Genomic DNA, 14,717 nt, shown 5'->3' on the forward strand with positions numbered 1-14,717 from the left:
AGTTATCCGTCCGGCGGGATTATAACCCCGCGCCTCAGGCGCGCGGTGCGCAGCGGACGTACACCATGGTTCCATAGCGGCTGGAGGCATCCTTGTCGATGAACCGAGTCATCAACACCCGTCCGTCGAACGAGACGATCTCGCGATCTTTATCGCCGCCGGCGGGGCCAGCCGGACCGATGTAATTCTTGCCGCTCTGGCTGCCCTTCAGGCGCAATTCCTGTGGCGTGGCTTCGTCCGGCAGATGCATGATGACACCGCCGCTGGCGCCCTGCCCGATCACGTAGGGATTCTTGCACTGCCCTCGCGCGGCGGTTTCCGTGCGGGTCTTGTCGTCGGGCTTGTGATAGGAGGCGAGACCCCACCGTCCGACGATTTCATCGGCCCTGATGGTTGCGGGGACTTCGGGCGCCATGGCCGGTTCCTGCACCGTGGCCTGGCCGCCGCCGAAGCCGCCAAAACCGCCGCCACCGCAGGCGCCGAGAAAACCCGCCAGCAGCGAGACGCCCGCTAGCGTGACGATCTTGGAGGCGTTGGTTCGTTCGCTCACTATTGTCATGGTGTCTCCCGGCAAGAACACGTGGCTGCCTGCCAGACCGACAGACCCGCCGTCACACTGCGTGAGCTGACCCCCGTCAATACGCAGCGTTCCCCTTTATGGTTTCCAGATCATCCTATATTGGCCTCACCAAGGCCTTAAGAGCCTTGCTTGACAGGATCGGCGGCAACCCATATTCCGGCCCCGTCATTAGCACTCTTGGAGCGCGATTGCTAAGGGCAAGGCTTCATCCCCAAGGGGTTAGCTGAGCCCATTATCCACGCCTCGCGCCCCGCCGCACGTCAAATCTTACCTAACCAACGCCCGAAGGACATCCGATGGCCAAGACAACTTTTCGCCCGCTGCATGATCGTGTCGTCGTCAAGCGCATCGACGCTGAAGAGAAGACCAAAGGCGGCATCATCATTCCCGACAGTGCCAAAGAGAAGCCCTCGCAGGGTCGGGTTGTTGCCGTCGGCCCCGGTGGCCGCGACGAAGCCGGCAAGCTGATCCCGATCGATCTGAAGGCCGGCGACACGGTGCTGTTCGGCAAGTGGTCCGGCACCGAAGTGAAGCTCGACGGTGAGGAACTCCTCATCATGAAAGAGTCCGACATCATGGGCGTGCTGAACTAAGCCCACCCATTCTCCATCTGCCGTCATCCTTCGAGGCTCGCGCCTCAGGATGGCGGGAACACACATCATCAGGAGTAAACCCCATGGCTGCCAAGGACGTTAAATTTTCCGGAGACGCACGTGACCGCATGCTGCGCGGCGTCGATACCCTCGCCAACGCCGTCAAGGTGACGCTCGGTCCGAAGGGCCGCAACGTCGTCATCGACAAGAGCTTCGGCGCGCCACGCATCACCAAGGACGGCGTCACCGTCGCCAAGGAAATTGAACTCGAGGACAAGTTCGAGAACATGGGCGCGCAGATGCTGCGCGAAGTCGCCTCCAAGACCAACGACACCGCGGGCGACGGCACCACCACCGCAACGGTTCTGGCTCAGGCCATCGTCCGTGAAGGCGCCAAGTCGGTTGCCGCCGGCATGAACCCGATGGATCTGAAGCGCGGCATCGACATCGCTGTCGCCGCTGTCGTCAAGGACATCGAGAAGCGCGCCAAGCCGGTCGCCTCCTCCGCTGAAATCGCGCAGGTCGGCACCATCTCCGCCAACGGCGACTCCGCCATCGGCTCGATGATCGCCAAGGCGATGCAGAAGGTCGGCAACGAGGGCGTCATCACGGTTGAAGAAGCCAAGTCGCTCGACACCGAAGTCGACATCGTTGAGGGCATGCAGTTCGACCGCGGCTATCTCTCGCCGTACTTCGTGACCAACCCCGAGAAGATGACGGCTGAGCTGGAAGACGCCTATGTGCTGCTGCACGAGAAGAAGCTGTCCGGCCTGCAGGCGATGCTGCCTGTGCTGGAAGCTGTCGTTCAGACCGGCAAGCCGCTGCTGATCGTCGCCGAAGACATCGAAGGCGAAGCTCTCGCAACGCTGGTCGTCAACCGTCTGCGCGGCGGCCTGAAGGTTGCCGCTGTGAAGGCGCCGGGCTTCGGCGATCGCCGTAAGGCCATGCTTGAAGACATCGCGATCCTGACCGGCGGTCAGCTGATCTCCGACGATCTCGGCATGAAGCTCGAAAGCGTCACCCTGAAGATGCTCGGCCGCGCCAAGAAGGTCGTGATCGACAAGGAAAACACCACCATCGTCAACGGCGCCGGCAAGAAGGCCGACATCGAGGCGCGCGTGAACCAGATCAAGGCGCAGGTCGAGGAAACCACCTCGGACTACGACCGTGAGAAGCTTCAGGAGCGTCTGGCCAAGCTCGCTGGCGGCGTCGCGATCATTCGCGTCGGCGGCGCGACCGAGATCGAGGTGAAGGAAAAGAAGGACCGCGTCGAAGACGCACTCAACGCGACCCGCGCGGCCGTTCAGGAAGGCATCGTGCCGGGCGGCGGCACCGCGCTGCTGCGCGCCAAGAAGGCCGTTGGCCGCATCCAGAACGACAACTCCGACGTTCAGGCCGGCATCAACATCGTGCTGAAGGCGCTGGAAGCTCCGATCCGCCAGATCGCCGAGAACGCCGGCGTTGAAGGTTCCATCGTTGTCGGCAAGATCCTCGACAACAAGACCGAGACCTTCGGCTTCGACGCGCAGAACGAAGAGTATGTCGACATGGTCGCCAAGGGCATCATCGATCCTGCCAAGGTGGTTCGCACCGCCCTGCAGGACGCAGCCTCTGTCGCCGGTCTGCTCGTCACCACCGAAGCCATGGTCGCCGAACTGCCGAGGGAAGCAGCGCCGGCAATGCCGGGCGGCGGCGGAATGGGTGGCATGGGCGGTATGGGTGGCATGGGCTTCTGAGCCCGCGACCCTCGCCTCAACGACATCATCAAAGGCCGCCTGCGGGCGGCCTTTTTTATTGTCTCATATCCAAGAATCACCGCGACAATCCGGTCCGCTTTTGAGATTGTCCGGCGCTCCACCAGCGAACCGCCCCCGATTCAGGATCTAACTCATGCGCGCATTGATGATTGGCTGCACCCTCGCAATGGTGGGAGCAGGATCATGGTCAGCGGTTCAGGCCCAGACCGCCAAGGACGCAAAGGCCGGACCTCCCGCGAGCGAAGTGCGTTACTTCAACACGCTGGGCGATCTGCTCGGCGAACTTCCGGTCGATACCTTCATCAAGGAAACCCGTCAGGGCGGCAAGGTGGTCTCGGCGCTGCTCGACGTCTGCTACTCGGTGTCGACCAGTTCGGATCGCAAGGATCGTTTCACCATCGACCTGAAAATAGACGGCGAGAAGCTCTCCGGCAGCGGACAGAGCATGGAGAACAAAACTCCCGTGACGGTCAGCCTGATCCGCAAGGGCGGCAAATCGGTCTCCTTCGATGGCAAGATTATGCTGGGCGGCCATCTCACTTCGGTGTCGTCGCCGGATAACTCCGATGTGGACGAAAAGGAATTCCAGCAATCGCAGGTGGTCGATGACGATCTCAGCGAAGCGCCGAAGGATTTCACCCAGGTGTCTCCGCAATCGGTGGCGGTGCGGGTCAAGCGCGAGAACTTCGCCGAGCTCGTCAAGAGCCTGAAAGGCCAGAACGTGCAGATCGCCCTCGACAGCATCGCGACCGATTGCAATGCGCTGCGCTCGGGCGAGCAAGTGCTGCGTTTCTTCGTCGATCCGGCCCGCGCGCCCGGCCTGATCGCGAGCCTGAAGACAGCGTCGGGCGTGGTCGCGGCGGGCTGGACCTCCGGCACCTACGACATGGAGCGGGCGATCCGCTTTGCCGCCGGCGACTGGAGCCAGGCTGGAAAACTGAACCGGGACAAGTTCACCTCGGCGTTGACCACCATCGCGGCGAAGGTCATGGGCGCGAAGCCGGCAACATCGGTATGGAACGACGCCACTGGCGAACTCACCTTCACCCTCAAGCGCCCGAGCCAGTTGGCGCCGGCGCTGGACCTGACCGAAACGCTGGAAATCACCGCGCTCGTCAGTCCTGACAAACCCGGCGGATCGGACCGCCTGATCGTCTGGCTTGGTGTACCTTCGAGCAAAACCACGGACGAGACCGCCAATCCTCAGTTGCAATTCTCGGAGAGTTCCGGCGGCGAGGAAGAGAGCACGTTCAACGACGACGACGGAATGATCAAGGCGGTCGCAACCGAGCTGAAAGGTCAGCGCTGGGACACCGACAAGGCAACATGGAAATAACCCACCGCTCCATGCCCACCCGTCGCGGGATCGGCTCGTGCGGCGGTTCGCAAGTCCGCATCTGTCCTACAGCGCGCTCTTTTGCGGACTTGCGAACCAAAGCCGCACGAGAATTTATGATTGCTAGTGTCCTTTTGAATCCGAAGTTCGCTATGGAAGGCGTTGCAAAATGAAGCGAACTTCGGATTCAGGACACTAGCGCATGGCGCGCTACGACGCCGTCATCATTGGCGCGGGCCTCGGCGGTCTCACCACCGGCGCGATCCTGGCGCGTGCGGGCCGCAAGGTGCTCGTCATCGAGCGCAGCAATTCGGTCGGCGGCGCGGCCTCAAGCTACAAGGTCGGCGACCTGTTCGTCGAAGGCTCGCTGCATGAAACCAGCGACCCGAACGATCCGCGCGATCCCAAGCACGGCCCGCTCATGCGCGCCGGCGTGCTCGATGCCGTGACGTGGATTCCGTCCGGTACGTTCTATGATGTGCGCGGCGGGCCGGTTGGCGCGCCGCTCACCCTGCCCGACAATTTCGATGCAGCCCGGCGCGCATTGATTCAGCGTTTTCCGGATGCGCGTGAGGGCATCGTGCGCCTGCTCGACGAAATGGAACAGATTGCGTCTGCAGCGGGCGTGCTTTCACGAGCCACCCTATTCAAATCCCCACGGCAAACTTTTGGCGCATTGCGGAGCATATTGCCAGCGATCCGCGACTGGAATCTGTCGCTGTCGCAAAAGCTCGACCGGGTGTTCGGGGGCAATGAGGCGGTCAAGGCGGCGCTGGCCGCGAACCTGTCCTACTACCATGACGACCCCGCTACGACCTGGTGGGTGTTCTTCGCGGCAGCCCAAGGCAGTTATCTGCTGAGCGGCGGACGTTTCGTGCAGGGCGGATCGCAACGCCTCTCGAGCGCGCTGGCGCGGGCCATCAAGACCGCGGGCAGCGATGTCATCCTGCGGCGCAGCGCCAGCGCCATCGGCACCGACTCACATGGCCGCATCGCGCGCATCACGCACAAGGCAAAGGACGGCAGCGATCCGCAAACCGTGGAGACCACGCGCGTGATCGGCAACGCCGCGCCGGAGGTACTGGCCGCGCTGCTGCCCGAATCCAGCGGAGCGAAACTCCTTTCAACATACGGCCATCGCCAGCGCTCGATCTCGCTGTTCGCGCTCACGCTCGGCCTTATGAGGCCGCCGCGCGAACTTGGCGTCAGCAGTTATTCGACACAGCTGCTGCCGGACTGGATGACGAAGCTCAACGACTATGCGCAGGCAACGGCGCTGATGGCGGGTGAACCGGGCGAGCGAATGCCACCGCTGGCGATCGTCGATTATGCCGCGATCGAGTCGGGCGTCCCTGCACCGCCTTACGTGCTGTCCATCGTCGGGCCCGATCTGCTGTCGAACTGGACCGGCGGCGATCTGGACAGTTACCGCGCCAAGCGCGCCCGCTGGCAGGACGCCATCGTGACGTATCTCGACGGGCACTATCCCGGTCTGGCGCACTCCATCACGGCATCGACCTTCAACACCGCACTGTCGGTGCAGCAATATCTCGGCGCGCCGCAGGGCGCTGTCTACGGTTTCGCACCGACGCCGCCACGCTCGCTGTTCAGCACACCAAAGCGATCACCGGCGACGCCGATCCAGGGACTTTACCTTGCGTCGGCCTATACGGGATTTGGCGGCTATACTGGCGTGATCCAGTCGGGCGGCGCCTGCGCCGACATGATCCTGCGCGAGCGCTGACTGCTTAGTTCGTACTCAGCCGGAACCGCAATGTCGTCGCACCGATGAACGAAATGAAATCGCCCTGCCGTTTCCAGGTCGCCGCCGCGCCGAGCGCATTCAGCAGCGCGTCGTCAGCCTGTGCACGCTCGGGCGTACAGCCGCGATCTTCCATCGCACCCGGAACGAAAATGACGGTGTCATTGGCCACCGAGAACTGCCCCTTGCCGGTCTTGCACCACAGATCCAGCGTGGCTTCTCCATTGTCACCGATCTCAAGCGTCGGAATTTTCTTCAACCCCGGCTGCGGGCGAGCCTCAAGAGTCATTTCCAGTCCGAACGGGAATTCACTGGCGGCATGGGCTGGCACAAATCCGATGATGCTGGCCGCGAAAGCAAGACCGGCGATGGCGCGTCGCAGAACCGTCATGGTGACCTCAACAGATTTCAACCGCGCGCGGTTCTAGACGTTTGAGCTTCGATTTTCCAGTGCGCGCACGGCCTAAACTGATCTCGCGCCGCCGGGTCGGCCTATCTGCAAGCTGGAGAGCACAAGCGTGTGATGAGAACAGTGAGCGCGGACCCAGGCCCCAATATGCTCACAATGCCGCTCAATGAACGGCCTCCCCAGCCTCCCGCGCTGTCGGCAACATGCTAGGAATGAGCACCGCATGGTAGACGGCATGCCGCAGATCCGACGTTTTTCCACTTTCAGCTAGAGAGACATTTCTCGCGAAATCTCAGAACCTTACGGCTCTTTCAAGGAGAATTTTTCTGTGAATGGTATTGGCTCGACGCTCAAAACGGTGTGGCGGATTGCTGCACCCTATTTCCGCTCCGACGACAAATGGGCCGGCCTTGCCTTGCTGACCGCGGTGATCGTGATCGAACTCGCCACCGTCGGCATCAATGTGCTGCTGAATTCGTGGAACAACCGCTTCTACAACGCGCTTCAGGAGCGCAACTGGGAGAGCTTCGTCTCCGAGATCATCTACTTCACGATCATCGTCACGATCTTCATCGTCATCGCGGTCTATCAGCTCTACCTGAATCAATGGCTGCAGATCCGCTGGCGCAAATGGATGACCGAACGCTACCTCGGCGAATGGCTCAGCCACGCCAACCATTACCGGATGCAGCTTCAGGGCGACGCCGCGGACAACCCCGACCAGCGCATCACCGACGACGTCAAGCTGTTCGTCGACCGCACGCTGAACATCGGCGTCGGCCTGTTGAACGCCATCGTTACGCTGGTCTCGTTCGTCGTAATCCTGTGGACGCTGTCGAGCGCTGCCCCGCTGCATCTGTTCGGCCAGGACATCAATATTCCGGGCTACATGGTCTGGGGCGCGCTGATCTATGCGGCGCTCGGCACATGGCTGACGCATCTGATCGGGCACCCGCTGGTCGGACTGGATTTCAGGCAACAGAAATACGAGGCGGATTTCCGCTTCAACCTGGTGCGCGTCCGCGAAAATTCCGAGCAGATCGCGCTGCTGGACGGCGACACCGCCGAGCGCCAGCGCCTGCTGACGCGGTTCGGATTCGTGGTCGAGAACTGGCTCGGCATCATGAGCCGCACCAAGAAAATCACGGCATTCACCGCGAGCTACTCGCAGGCCTCGGTGATCTTTCCCTACATCCTCGTCGCGCCTGCGTATTTCGCCAACAAGATGCAGCTCGGCGGCATGATGCAGACCGCGTCCGCCTTCGGCAGCGTGCAGGGTGCGTTGTCGTTCTTCATCTCGACCTATCGCACACTGGCGGAATGGCAGGCCGTGGTTGCCCGCCTCAACGGCTTCGAGGCCGGAATCGATGCGGCGAAGGCGCTCGCGGTGAGCCCCAACTCGATCCAGCCTGTCGCCACCCCGGACTCAGGCGTCATCGGTCTCGACAACCTGCTGCTCAGCTTGCCGAACGGGAAACCGCTGGTGCAGACCTCCAGCTTCAAGCTGCGGAGCGGTGAACGCACGCTGGTCACCGGGCCGTCCGGATCGGGCAAGTCCACCCTGTTCCGCGCCATCGCGGGAATCTGGCCGTTCGGCAAAGGTGCGATTTCGATTCCGAAGGGCGCGTCACTGATGATGCTGCCGCAACGACCTTATTTTCCGGTCGGCTCATTGGCGTCCGCGATCACCTATCCCTCGAAGGAAGCCACCTACAACGCAGCCCAGCTGGCCGATGTCCTGAAGCTCGTCGGCCTGCCCGCGCTGGCGGCGCGGCTTGACGAGGAAGGGCACTGGAACAGGACGCTGTCGCTCGGCGAACAGCAACGGCTTGGCATCGCGCGCGCGCTGCTGCATACGCCGCAGTACCTGTTCCTCGATGAAGCCACCGCGTCGCTGGATGAGCCGTCCGAGGCCCTGCTCTATCGCCTGATTGCGGAGAAGCTGCCCGACACGACCATCGTCTCGATCGGCCACCGCAGCACGCTCGAGGCGTTCCATCAGCGTGAGGTTGCGCTGGTGCGCTCCGGCGAGCAGTTCACGCTTGGTGATAGCGAGCGGCCCGCGACAGTGACGTGATCAATCCTTGCTGCGGCCATGACTCGCGCCGCACCCAGCGATGCCAGACAAAGGCGAGCGCTGCCAGCAGAGATCAAAGAAAAAGGGCGGCAGATTTTTCTGCCGCCCTTAGACCTTCAGATGAGAAAAATTACTTCAGAGCGCCGAGGGTCACGTCGGCCGAGAGCTTGGCGATGAACTGATCGCCGCACCACTTGGAGCCGAAACCACCCGGGTTGATCGCACTGAACGAACCGGTCTGCTGAGCGGTGAAGTCGCTGGTGAAGGCGTTACATGCACCCTTTGAAAGGTCGGTTCCGGAGTAGCGCAGGTCGAGAGTGAAGACCTTGTAGGTGAAGCCCACGCCGACGTTCCAGGTGTTGTAATCATCATACTTGATGCCGTTCGGGAACGGACCGGCAAAACCTGCAGCAACCACGTTGGTGCCGTAGAACGAGTCCGAAGTGCCGAGCCACTGGCGGCCGAATTCACCCGACACGTAGGCGCCGATGCCGCTGGTGCCGAACAGGGTGCCCGGTGCGGTGGCCTTGGCGGTGATCGAGGCGTAGGTGCCGTCAGCGCCGGAGTTCAGGAAGTTCGGCGAGTAGAACACGTTGCCGCCCATCGCGAAGTAGTCGTTAAAGGTGTAGTTCACCTTGCCGTAGACTTCGTAGAAGCTGACGTCCTTCTTCATGCCGTTGAAGCTCGGCAGAACGACGTTGGAACCGGGGGGGCAAACGGCTGCGCCAGCTGGACCACCGAAGCTATCGATGCACTGCCCGCCTGGATACAGATAGCCGAACACACCGAAGTCGAATGCGAGGGCGCCGAAGGTCGGACGGATACCGGCGTACACATCGATTTCAGCAGCCGCGCGGTTGGTGAAAGAGATGCTCGCACCGCCGACACCGGCGTAGAGCTGCAGGTTCGGGTTGATGTTGTAGCGCGGCTCGAAGTAAGCGGCGACCGAAGCATTCTTGTTGGACTGCGTGATACCGCGGAACACATAGTTGCTCGCGATCGACGCGCCGAAGGCGACATCCCAAGGCGACACGACAATCGGTGCCGGAGCCTTGGTATAGACCTTGCCCAAATCGGCGGCGGAAGCCGATCCCAGACCCATCGCAACGGAAACTGCTGCGATCGACAAACTTACTTTCTTCATGACGATCCCCATCATCGTTTAAAATCCAGTCCGATTGCCGAAGGTCCGAGTGACAAGCGTTAATCGACTGGGCGAATTCGTTTCGTGGCGTCAATGTGATGGCCAATGTCTTCTGCGTGAAGCAAAAAACCCAAGCAATTGCCGCCTTTTTAGGCGTTTCAAGCCCTGTGAATGCGGTTCTGTCGCAGTGTTGCATTCCAACAACAAATTTCGGCCCCAATTGAACGCGCGGCGGGTTCGATCTCCAATGGCGGTCCCGTCAGGCCATCGATACCAGCAGGAATCGCTCCCGGTGCCGGTGTGATTCGGCTTTCCGGCCCCAAAACGACAAGAGCCGCAGCGATGCGCTGCGGCTCTGCGGGAGGAATGCAGCACGCCTGCCGAAGCAGGTGCCGACCTCAGTTGTTGTTGTCGTCGCTGCCGGAGCCGAAGCCCGAAGACCAGCTGGGAGTCGATGCCGGAGCCGGGCTGGACCAGCTCGATTCGGCCGGAGCCGGCTCGGTTGCCGGAGCGGGAGCAGGCTTCGGAGCGCGCTTCTTGGCAGCCTTTTTGGGAGCGGCCTTCTTCGGAGCGGCCTTTTTTGCGGATGATTTCTTCGCCGATTTCTTTGCCGACTTCTTCGCGGCTTTCTTGGAAGCCTTCTTGGCGGACTTTTTCACGGCCTTCTTCGCCGACTTCTTGGCGGATTTTTTCGCTGACTTCTTCTTCGCAGCCTTCTTGGAAACTTTCTTGGCGCTCTTCTTCGCCATCAGCTTTTTAGCTTTTTTAGCCTTCGATTTCTTTTTCTTTGCCTTAGCCATTGTGGTCCTCCTGTTACCGCCAGCCACACGTTGCACCGGCGCTCAAGCACTCCCAACGTGGGGGCCCTTCATTGATCTCATCAACAAATCCGGCCGAGGTCCGCCCGTCGCCCAATCGAGCAATTCAATCGTATGCACCACAGGGACTGACGTTCCGTCGGCACTTTCCACCGAGCCTATCTGCACCATGCAACCGATGTTACCGGCAGAGATAACGTCCGGCTCCGTCGATGCGATGTTGGCGATCTTCCGTTCGCGCAGTCGCCTCGCAATGTCGGGCTGGAGGATGTTGTACGTTCCCGCCGAACCGCAACACAGATGACTCTCAGGCACATCTTTCACCACGAATCCGCTCTTGGAAAGCAATTCTTTCGGAAGCTGCGTGATTTTCTGTCCGTGCTGCAACGAACATGCGGAGTGATACGCGACGACGAGATCGTTTTTGCTTTGCGGCCACGCGATCTCGATGCCCGCGACGTACTCGGTCACATCCTTCGCAAGAGCCGAAATACGTGCGGCTTTTGCTGCAAAGGCAGTGTCTTCGCGCAGCATGTAGCCGTAGTCCTTGATGGTCGTCCCGCATCCCGACGTGGTCACGAGGATGGCGTCGAGACCGTTCCGGTCGATCTCGTTTGTCCACACCTCAATGTTCGCCCGCGCACGCGCCAGCGCATCGCCGTCGCGGCCCATGTGATGGGTCAGCGAGCCGCAGCACTGCTCGTCCGCCACCAGCACGACCTCGATGCCGTTGCGGGTCAGTATCCGGATCGCCGCCTGATTGATCCCGGGAGAAAGAACCTGCTGGGCGCAGCCCTGCAACAGCGCAACACGGCCGCGCTTCTGCCCCTCGGCGGGGAAGACCGTGCCACCGGACGGCCCCGGCGGCGGCAATCGTCCTGGCGCGAGCGCAAGCATCGCACGCAGCCGGTCGAAGAATGTCGGCGTGGTCTGGCCTTTGGGGGGAGCCGGCAGCAACGCCGCGAACGGCCGGGCCAGGCGGGCCGCGATCATGCTGGCGCGAAACAGGCCGGGACGCGGCAGGACATGCGCAAGGACCCCGCGCAGAAATCGCTCGGACAGCGGCCTTGAATACTCGTCCTCGACCTTCACCCGCGCCTGATCGACCAGGTGCATGTAGTTCACCCCCGACGGGCAGGTGGTCATGCAGGCCAGGCACGACAGGCAGCGGTCGATATGCTTGACCACCTCCTGCGTCGGCTTGCGGTCGTTCTCGAGCATGTCCTTGATCAGGTAGATCCGCCCGCGCGGGCTATCGAGTTCGTCGCCAAGCAGGACGTAGGTCGGGCAGGTCGCGGTGCAGAATCCGCAATGCACGCAGGCCCGCAGGATCTTGTCGGCTTCGCGAATGTCGGGATCGGCAAGCTGGGCGAGGGAAAATTCGGTCTTCATGACGTCACCGGTTCCGGATCATGCGCGCACCATCCGGCCGCGGTTCAGAATATTGCGGGGGTCGAAGCTCGCCTTGACGCGCAGTCCCAGCGCCGCGACGCCCGCCTCCTGCGTGTGGAAAACGTCGACGGTATTGCGCACCTGATCGGTGGCGCGAAGCAGCGTTGCGTGGCCGCCGACGGATTTCAGACGCTGCCGCAGCAAGGCAGCATGGGCGTCCATCGCCGGAGGCAGCGCCGCCCAGATCAGCCCGCCGCCCCAGTCGTAGATCACGTCGCCGCCGGTCTCGCGCGCCAGCGCCTGACCGAACGCACCGCCTGAGGCCGGTGGGCAGACGATCCGCCAGACCGGCCACGCGCCCAGCGGCCCGGACGCCGCGAACGGCGTCACGTCGCGGATCGAAGCCCAGACCGATGCGGAGACATCGTCCTCGATCATCTCCGCTGCTCCGAACGCGGCGAGCGCCTGGCTCACCGACCCCGCACGATGAGGAACCGAGGCGCCGATGCCTTCGAGCCGGATCAGCGTCACCGATTGGCGGGATTCGCCGAGACCGGACAGCGCCCCGCCTGCAGCCCGGAAGATCGATGCCGGAAGGTGCGCCACACCCGATACGTCATAGGGAGATCCAAGCGCCATGGTCATTGCCCGGTTCGCCGCGACGTCATCGAGGCCGCGCAGCACCAGCGTCCGCTCGGTTTCCGCCTTGGGCATCACCTTCAGCGTCACCTCGGTCATCACCGACAACGTGCCCCACGATCCCGCCAGCAGCTTGCAGAGGTCGTAACCCGTGACGTTCTTCACCACCTTGCCGCCGGTCTTGAACGAGTCCCCGAATCCCGACACGGCATTGGCGCCGAGCAGATGATCGCGCGCGCCGCCGGCCTTGATCCGGCGCGGACCGGCCAGACCCGCGGCGATCATGCCGCCGACCGTCCCCGCGTCGCGCGGCGTTCCCAGAAGCACCGAGGTGTCCATCGGGTCGAACGCGAACTGCTGGTTCTTGGAATCGATCAGCGAGAGCAGATCGGCCATCGGCGCACCGGCCTGAACCGTGACGATCAACTCATTGGGCTCATAGGACGTGACGGCGTTGAGTGCGGACAGATCGAGCACCGCATTGGTCGCCATCGGCAGGCCGATCGCGCGCTTGCTGCCGTGCCCGACAATCTCCAGCGGCTGCTCGGCAGCGAGCGCATCGCGCACCGCCTGCTCTACATCTTTCGCATCACGTACTTTCAACGTATCCACGCCACATCCTGTCTTGTTTGCATGCAGACTTGGCCCGGCAAGCGGTTCTCGCGATCCCGGATCATTGCCTCAAAATCGCGGAATATCAGGGAAAGCCAGCTTGCCGCCGTGGACATGAACCCGTCCGAGTTCGGCGCAGCGATGCAGCGTCGGAAAGACCTTGCCGGGATTGAGTAGCCCTTGCGTATCGAACGCGCATTTCAGCCGCTGTTGCTGCGCAAGATCGATATCGCTGAACATTTCCGGCATCAGGTCGCGCTTCTCGACGCCGACGCCATGTTCGCCGGTCAGCACGCCGCCGAGCTTCACGCACAGGCGCAGGATGTCCGCGCCGAAGGCCTCGGCCTTGTCCATCTCTTCGGCGATATTGGCATCGTACAAAATGAGCGGATGAAGGTTGCCGTCGCCAGCGTGGAAGACGTTGGCGACGCGCAGGCCGTATTTCTCGGAGAGGTCGCGAATGCCGGCCAGCGCTTCGGGCAGCTTGCCGCGTGGAATGGTGCCGTCCATGCAGAGATAATCCGGCGAGAGCCGTCCGACCGCCGGGAACGCAGCCTTGCGGCCGGACCAGAACAGCAGACGCTCCTGTTCGGAGTTCGAGATCTGCAGCGTGGTCGAACCACAGGCACGCGCGATCTTCTCCACGCGCTCGATCAGTTCATCGACCTCAACTTTCGGGCCGTCGAGTTCGATAATCAGCAGGGCTTCGACATCGAGCGGGTAACCCGCATGCACGAATGCCTCCGCGGCGACGATGGCGTTCTTGTCCATCATCTCCATGCCGCCCGGAATGATCCCGGCGCCGATGATGTTGGCGACGCATTGACCGGCCGCCTCGATTTCCGCGAAGCCCACCATCAGCGCGCGTGCGGTTTCCGGCTTCTGCAGGATACGCACCGTCACTTCGGTGACCACGCCGAGCAGGCCTTCCGAGCCGTTGATGATGCCCATCAGGTCGTAGCCGTCGTTCTCGGGCGCCTTGCCGCCGATGCGCAGGATCTCGCCGGTGATCAGCACGAATTCGCAGCCGAGCACGTTGTTGGTGGTCATGCCGTATTTCAGGCTGTGAACGCCGCCGGAATTCTCCGCGACATTGCCGCCGATCGAGCAGGCGATCTGCGACGATGGATCGGGCGCGTAGTAGAAGCCCTCGTGCGCCACGGCCTGGCTGATAGCGAGGTTGGTGACACCCGGTTCGACCACGGCCACCCGGTTGTCGAAATCGATCTCGCGGACGCGCTTGAACTTGCCGAGCCCCAGCAGCACGCCGTCCGCAAGCGGCAGCGAACCTCCCGACAGCGATGTGCCAGACCCGCGCGGCACGACCTTGATGCCGTTGTCGTGACAGTATTTCAGGACCTGCGAGACCTGCTCGGTGGTGTCCGGCAGCACCACGACCATCGGCGGCTGACGGTAGGCGGTCAGCGCATCGGACTCATAGGGCTGCATTTCCCGCGTCGTGGCGATGACGCCCTCGCCAGGAACGATTTTGCGCAAAGCGGCGACGATCTCGTCGCGGCGGCCAAGCACCGCCTGATCCGCTTCAGGCATCATGATGGACATACGCGCACTCCAAAAACGGCGCGTGGTGTCACGCC

Annotated in this window: 12 protein-coding genes; 5 read left to right on the forward strand and 7 right to left on the reverse strand. The window is 62.3% G+C overall.

Annotated elements, in window-relative coordinates:
- Positions 1-34: 34 nt before the first annotated feature.
- A complete protein-coding gene (locus HNQ36_RS14440; RefSeq protein WP_184086217.1) occupies positions 35-559 on the reverse strand; it encodes a hypothetical protein in 525 nt (174 codons plus the stop codon).
- A gap of 317 nt (positions 560-876) precedes the next feature.
- Between HNQ36_RS14440 and groES the strand changes: the two genes are divergently transcribed.
- From groES to HNQ36_RS14460, 4 genes are all read left to right on the forward strand, one after another.
- Entirely contained in the window at positions 877-1,173 is a 297-nt protein-coding gene (gene groES / locus HNQ36_RS14445; protein WP_019195488.1) for a co-chaperone GroES, read from the forward strand.
- A gap of 83 nt (positions 1,174-1,256) precedes the next feature.
- Entirely contained in the window at positions 1,257-2,909 is a 1,653-nt protein-coding gene (gene groL / locus HNQ36_RS14450) for a chaperonin GroEL (RefSeq protein WP_184086219.1), read from the forward strand.
- Positions 2,910-3,063: 154 nt separating this feature from the next.
- Positions 3,064-4,266, forward strand: coding sequence for a hypothetical protein (locus HNQ36_RS14455; protein WP_184086221.1), 1,203 nt, complete (start codon positions 3,064-3,066; stop codon positions 4,264-4,266).
- Between the two features lie 202 nt (positions 4,267-4,468).
- Positions 4,469-6,010 (forward strand): phytoene desaturase family protein, encoded by a 1,542-nt coding sequence (locus tag HNQ36_RS14460; RefSeq protein WP_184086223.1) that lies wholly within the window; start codon positions 4,469-4,471, stop codon positions 6,008-6,010.
- Between the two features lie 4 nt (positions 6,011-6,014).
- On the opposite strand, the gene HNQ36_RS14465 is transcribed toward HNQ36_RS14460, so the two are convergent.
- Positions 6,015-6,419, reverse strand: a complete 405-nt coding sequence (locus HNQ36_RS14465; RefSeq protein WP_184086225.1) for an META domain-containing protein — start codon at positions 6,417-6,419, stop codon at positions 6,015-6,017.
- 346 nt (positions 6,420-6,765) lie between these two features.
- Here HNQ36_RS14465 and HNQ36_RS14470 point away from each other — a divergent pair, with 346 nt between their 5' ends.
- Positions 6,766-8,514, forward strand: coding sequence for an SbmA/BacA-like family transporter (locus HNQ36_RS14470; RefSeq protein ID WP_184086227.1), 1,749 nt, complete (start codon positions 6,766-6,768; stop codon positions 8,512-8,514).
- Positions 8,515-8,644: 130 nt separating this feature from the next.
- Here the strand turns inward: HNQ36_RS14470 and HNQ36_RS14475 are convergent, their stop codons facing one another.
- The 5 genes from HNQ36_RS14475 to HNQ36_RS14495 form a co-directional block, all read right to left on the reverse strand.
- Positions 8,645-9,658, reverse strand: a complete 1,014-nt coding sequence (locus HNQ36_RS14475; RefSeq protein ID WP_184086229.1) for a TorF family putative porin — start codon at positions 9,656-9,658, stop codon at positions 8,645-8,647.
- Positions 9,659-10,056: 398 nt separating this feature from the next.
- Complete coding sequence (locus tag HNQ36_RS14480; protein WP_184086231.1) at positions 10,057-10,458, reverse strand: histone; 402 nt, start codon at positions 10,456-10,458, stop codon at positions 10,057-10,059.
- A 42-nt stretch (positions 10,459-10,500) separates the two neighbouring features.
- Complete coding sequence (glcF, locus tag HNQ36_RS14485; protein WP_184086233.1) at positions 10,501-11,868, reverse strand: glycolate oxidase subunit GlcF; 1,368 nt, start codon at positions 11,866-11,868, stop codon at positions 10,501-10,503.
- An 18-nt stretch (positions 11,869-11,886) separates the two neighbouring features.
- On the reverse strand, positions 11,887-13,119 hold the full coding sequence (locus HNQ36_RS14490; RefSeq protein ID WP_184086235.1) for an FAD-binding protein: 1,233 nt from the start codon (positions 13,117-13,119) through the stop codon (positions 11,887-11,889).
- A 69-nt stretch (positions 13,120-13,188) separates the two neighbouring features.
- The gene (locus HNQ36_RS14495; protein WP_184086237.1) at positions 13,189-14,682 is read right to left on the reverse strand and encodes an FAD-linked oxidase C-terminal domain-containing protein; all 1,494 of its coding nucleotides are present in this window, start codon (positions 14,680-14,682) and stop codon (positions 13,189-13,191) included.
- Between the last annotated feature and the right edge of the window lie 35 nt (positions 14,683-14,717).

The organism is Afipia massiliensis (assembly GCF_014203115.1).
Lineage (GTDB): Bacteria > Pseudomonadota > Alphaproteobacteria > Rhizobiales > Xanthobacteraceae > Afipia > Afipia massiliensis.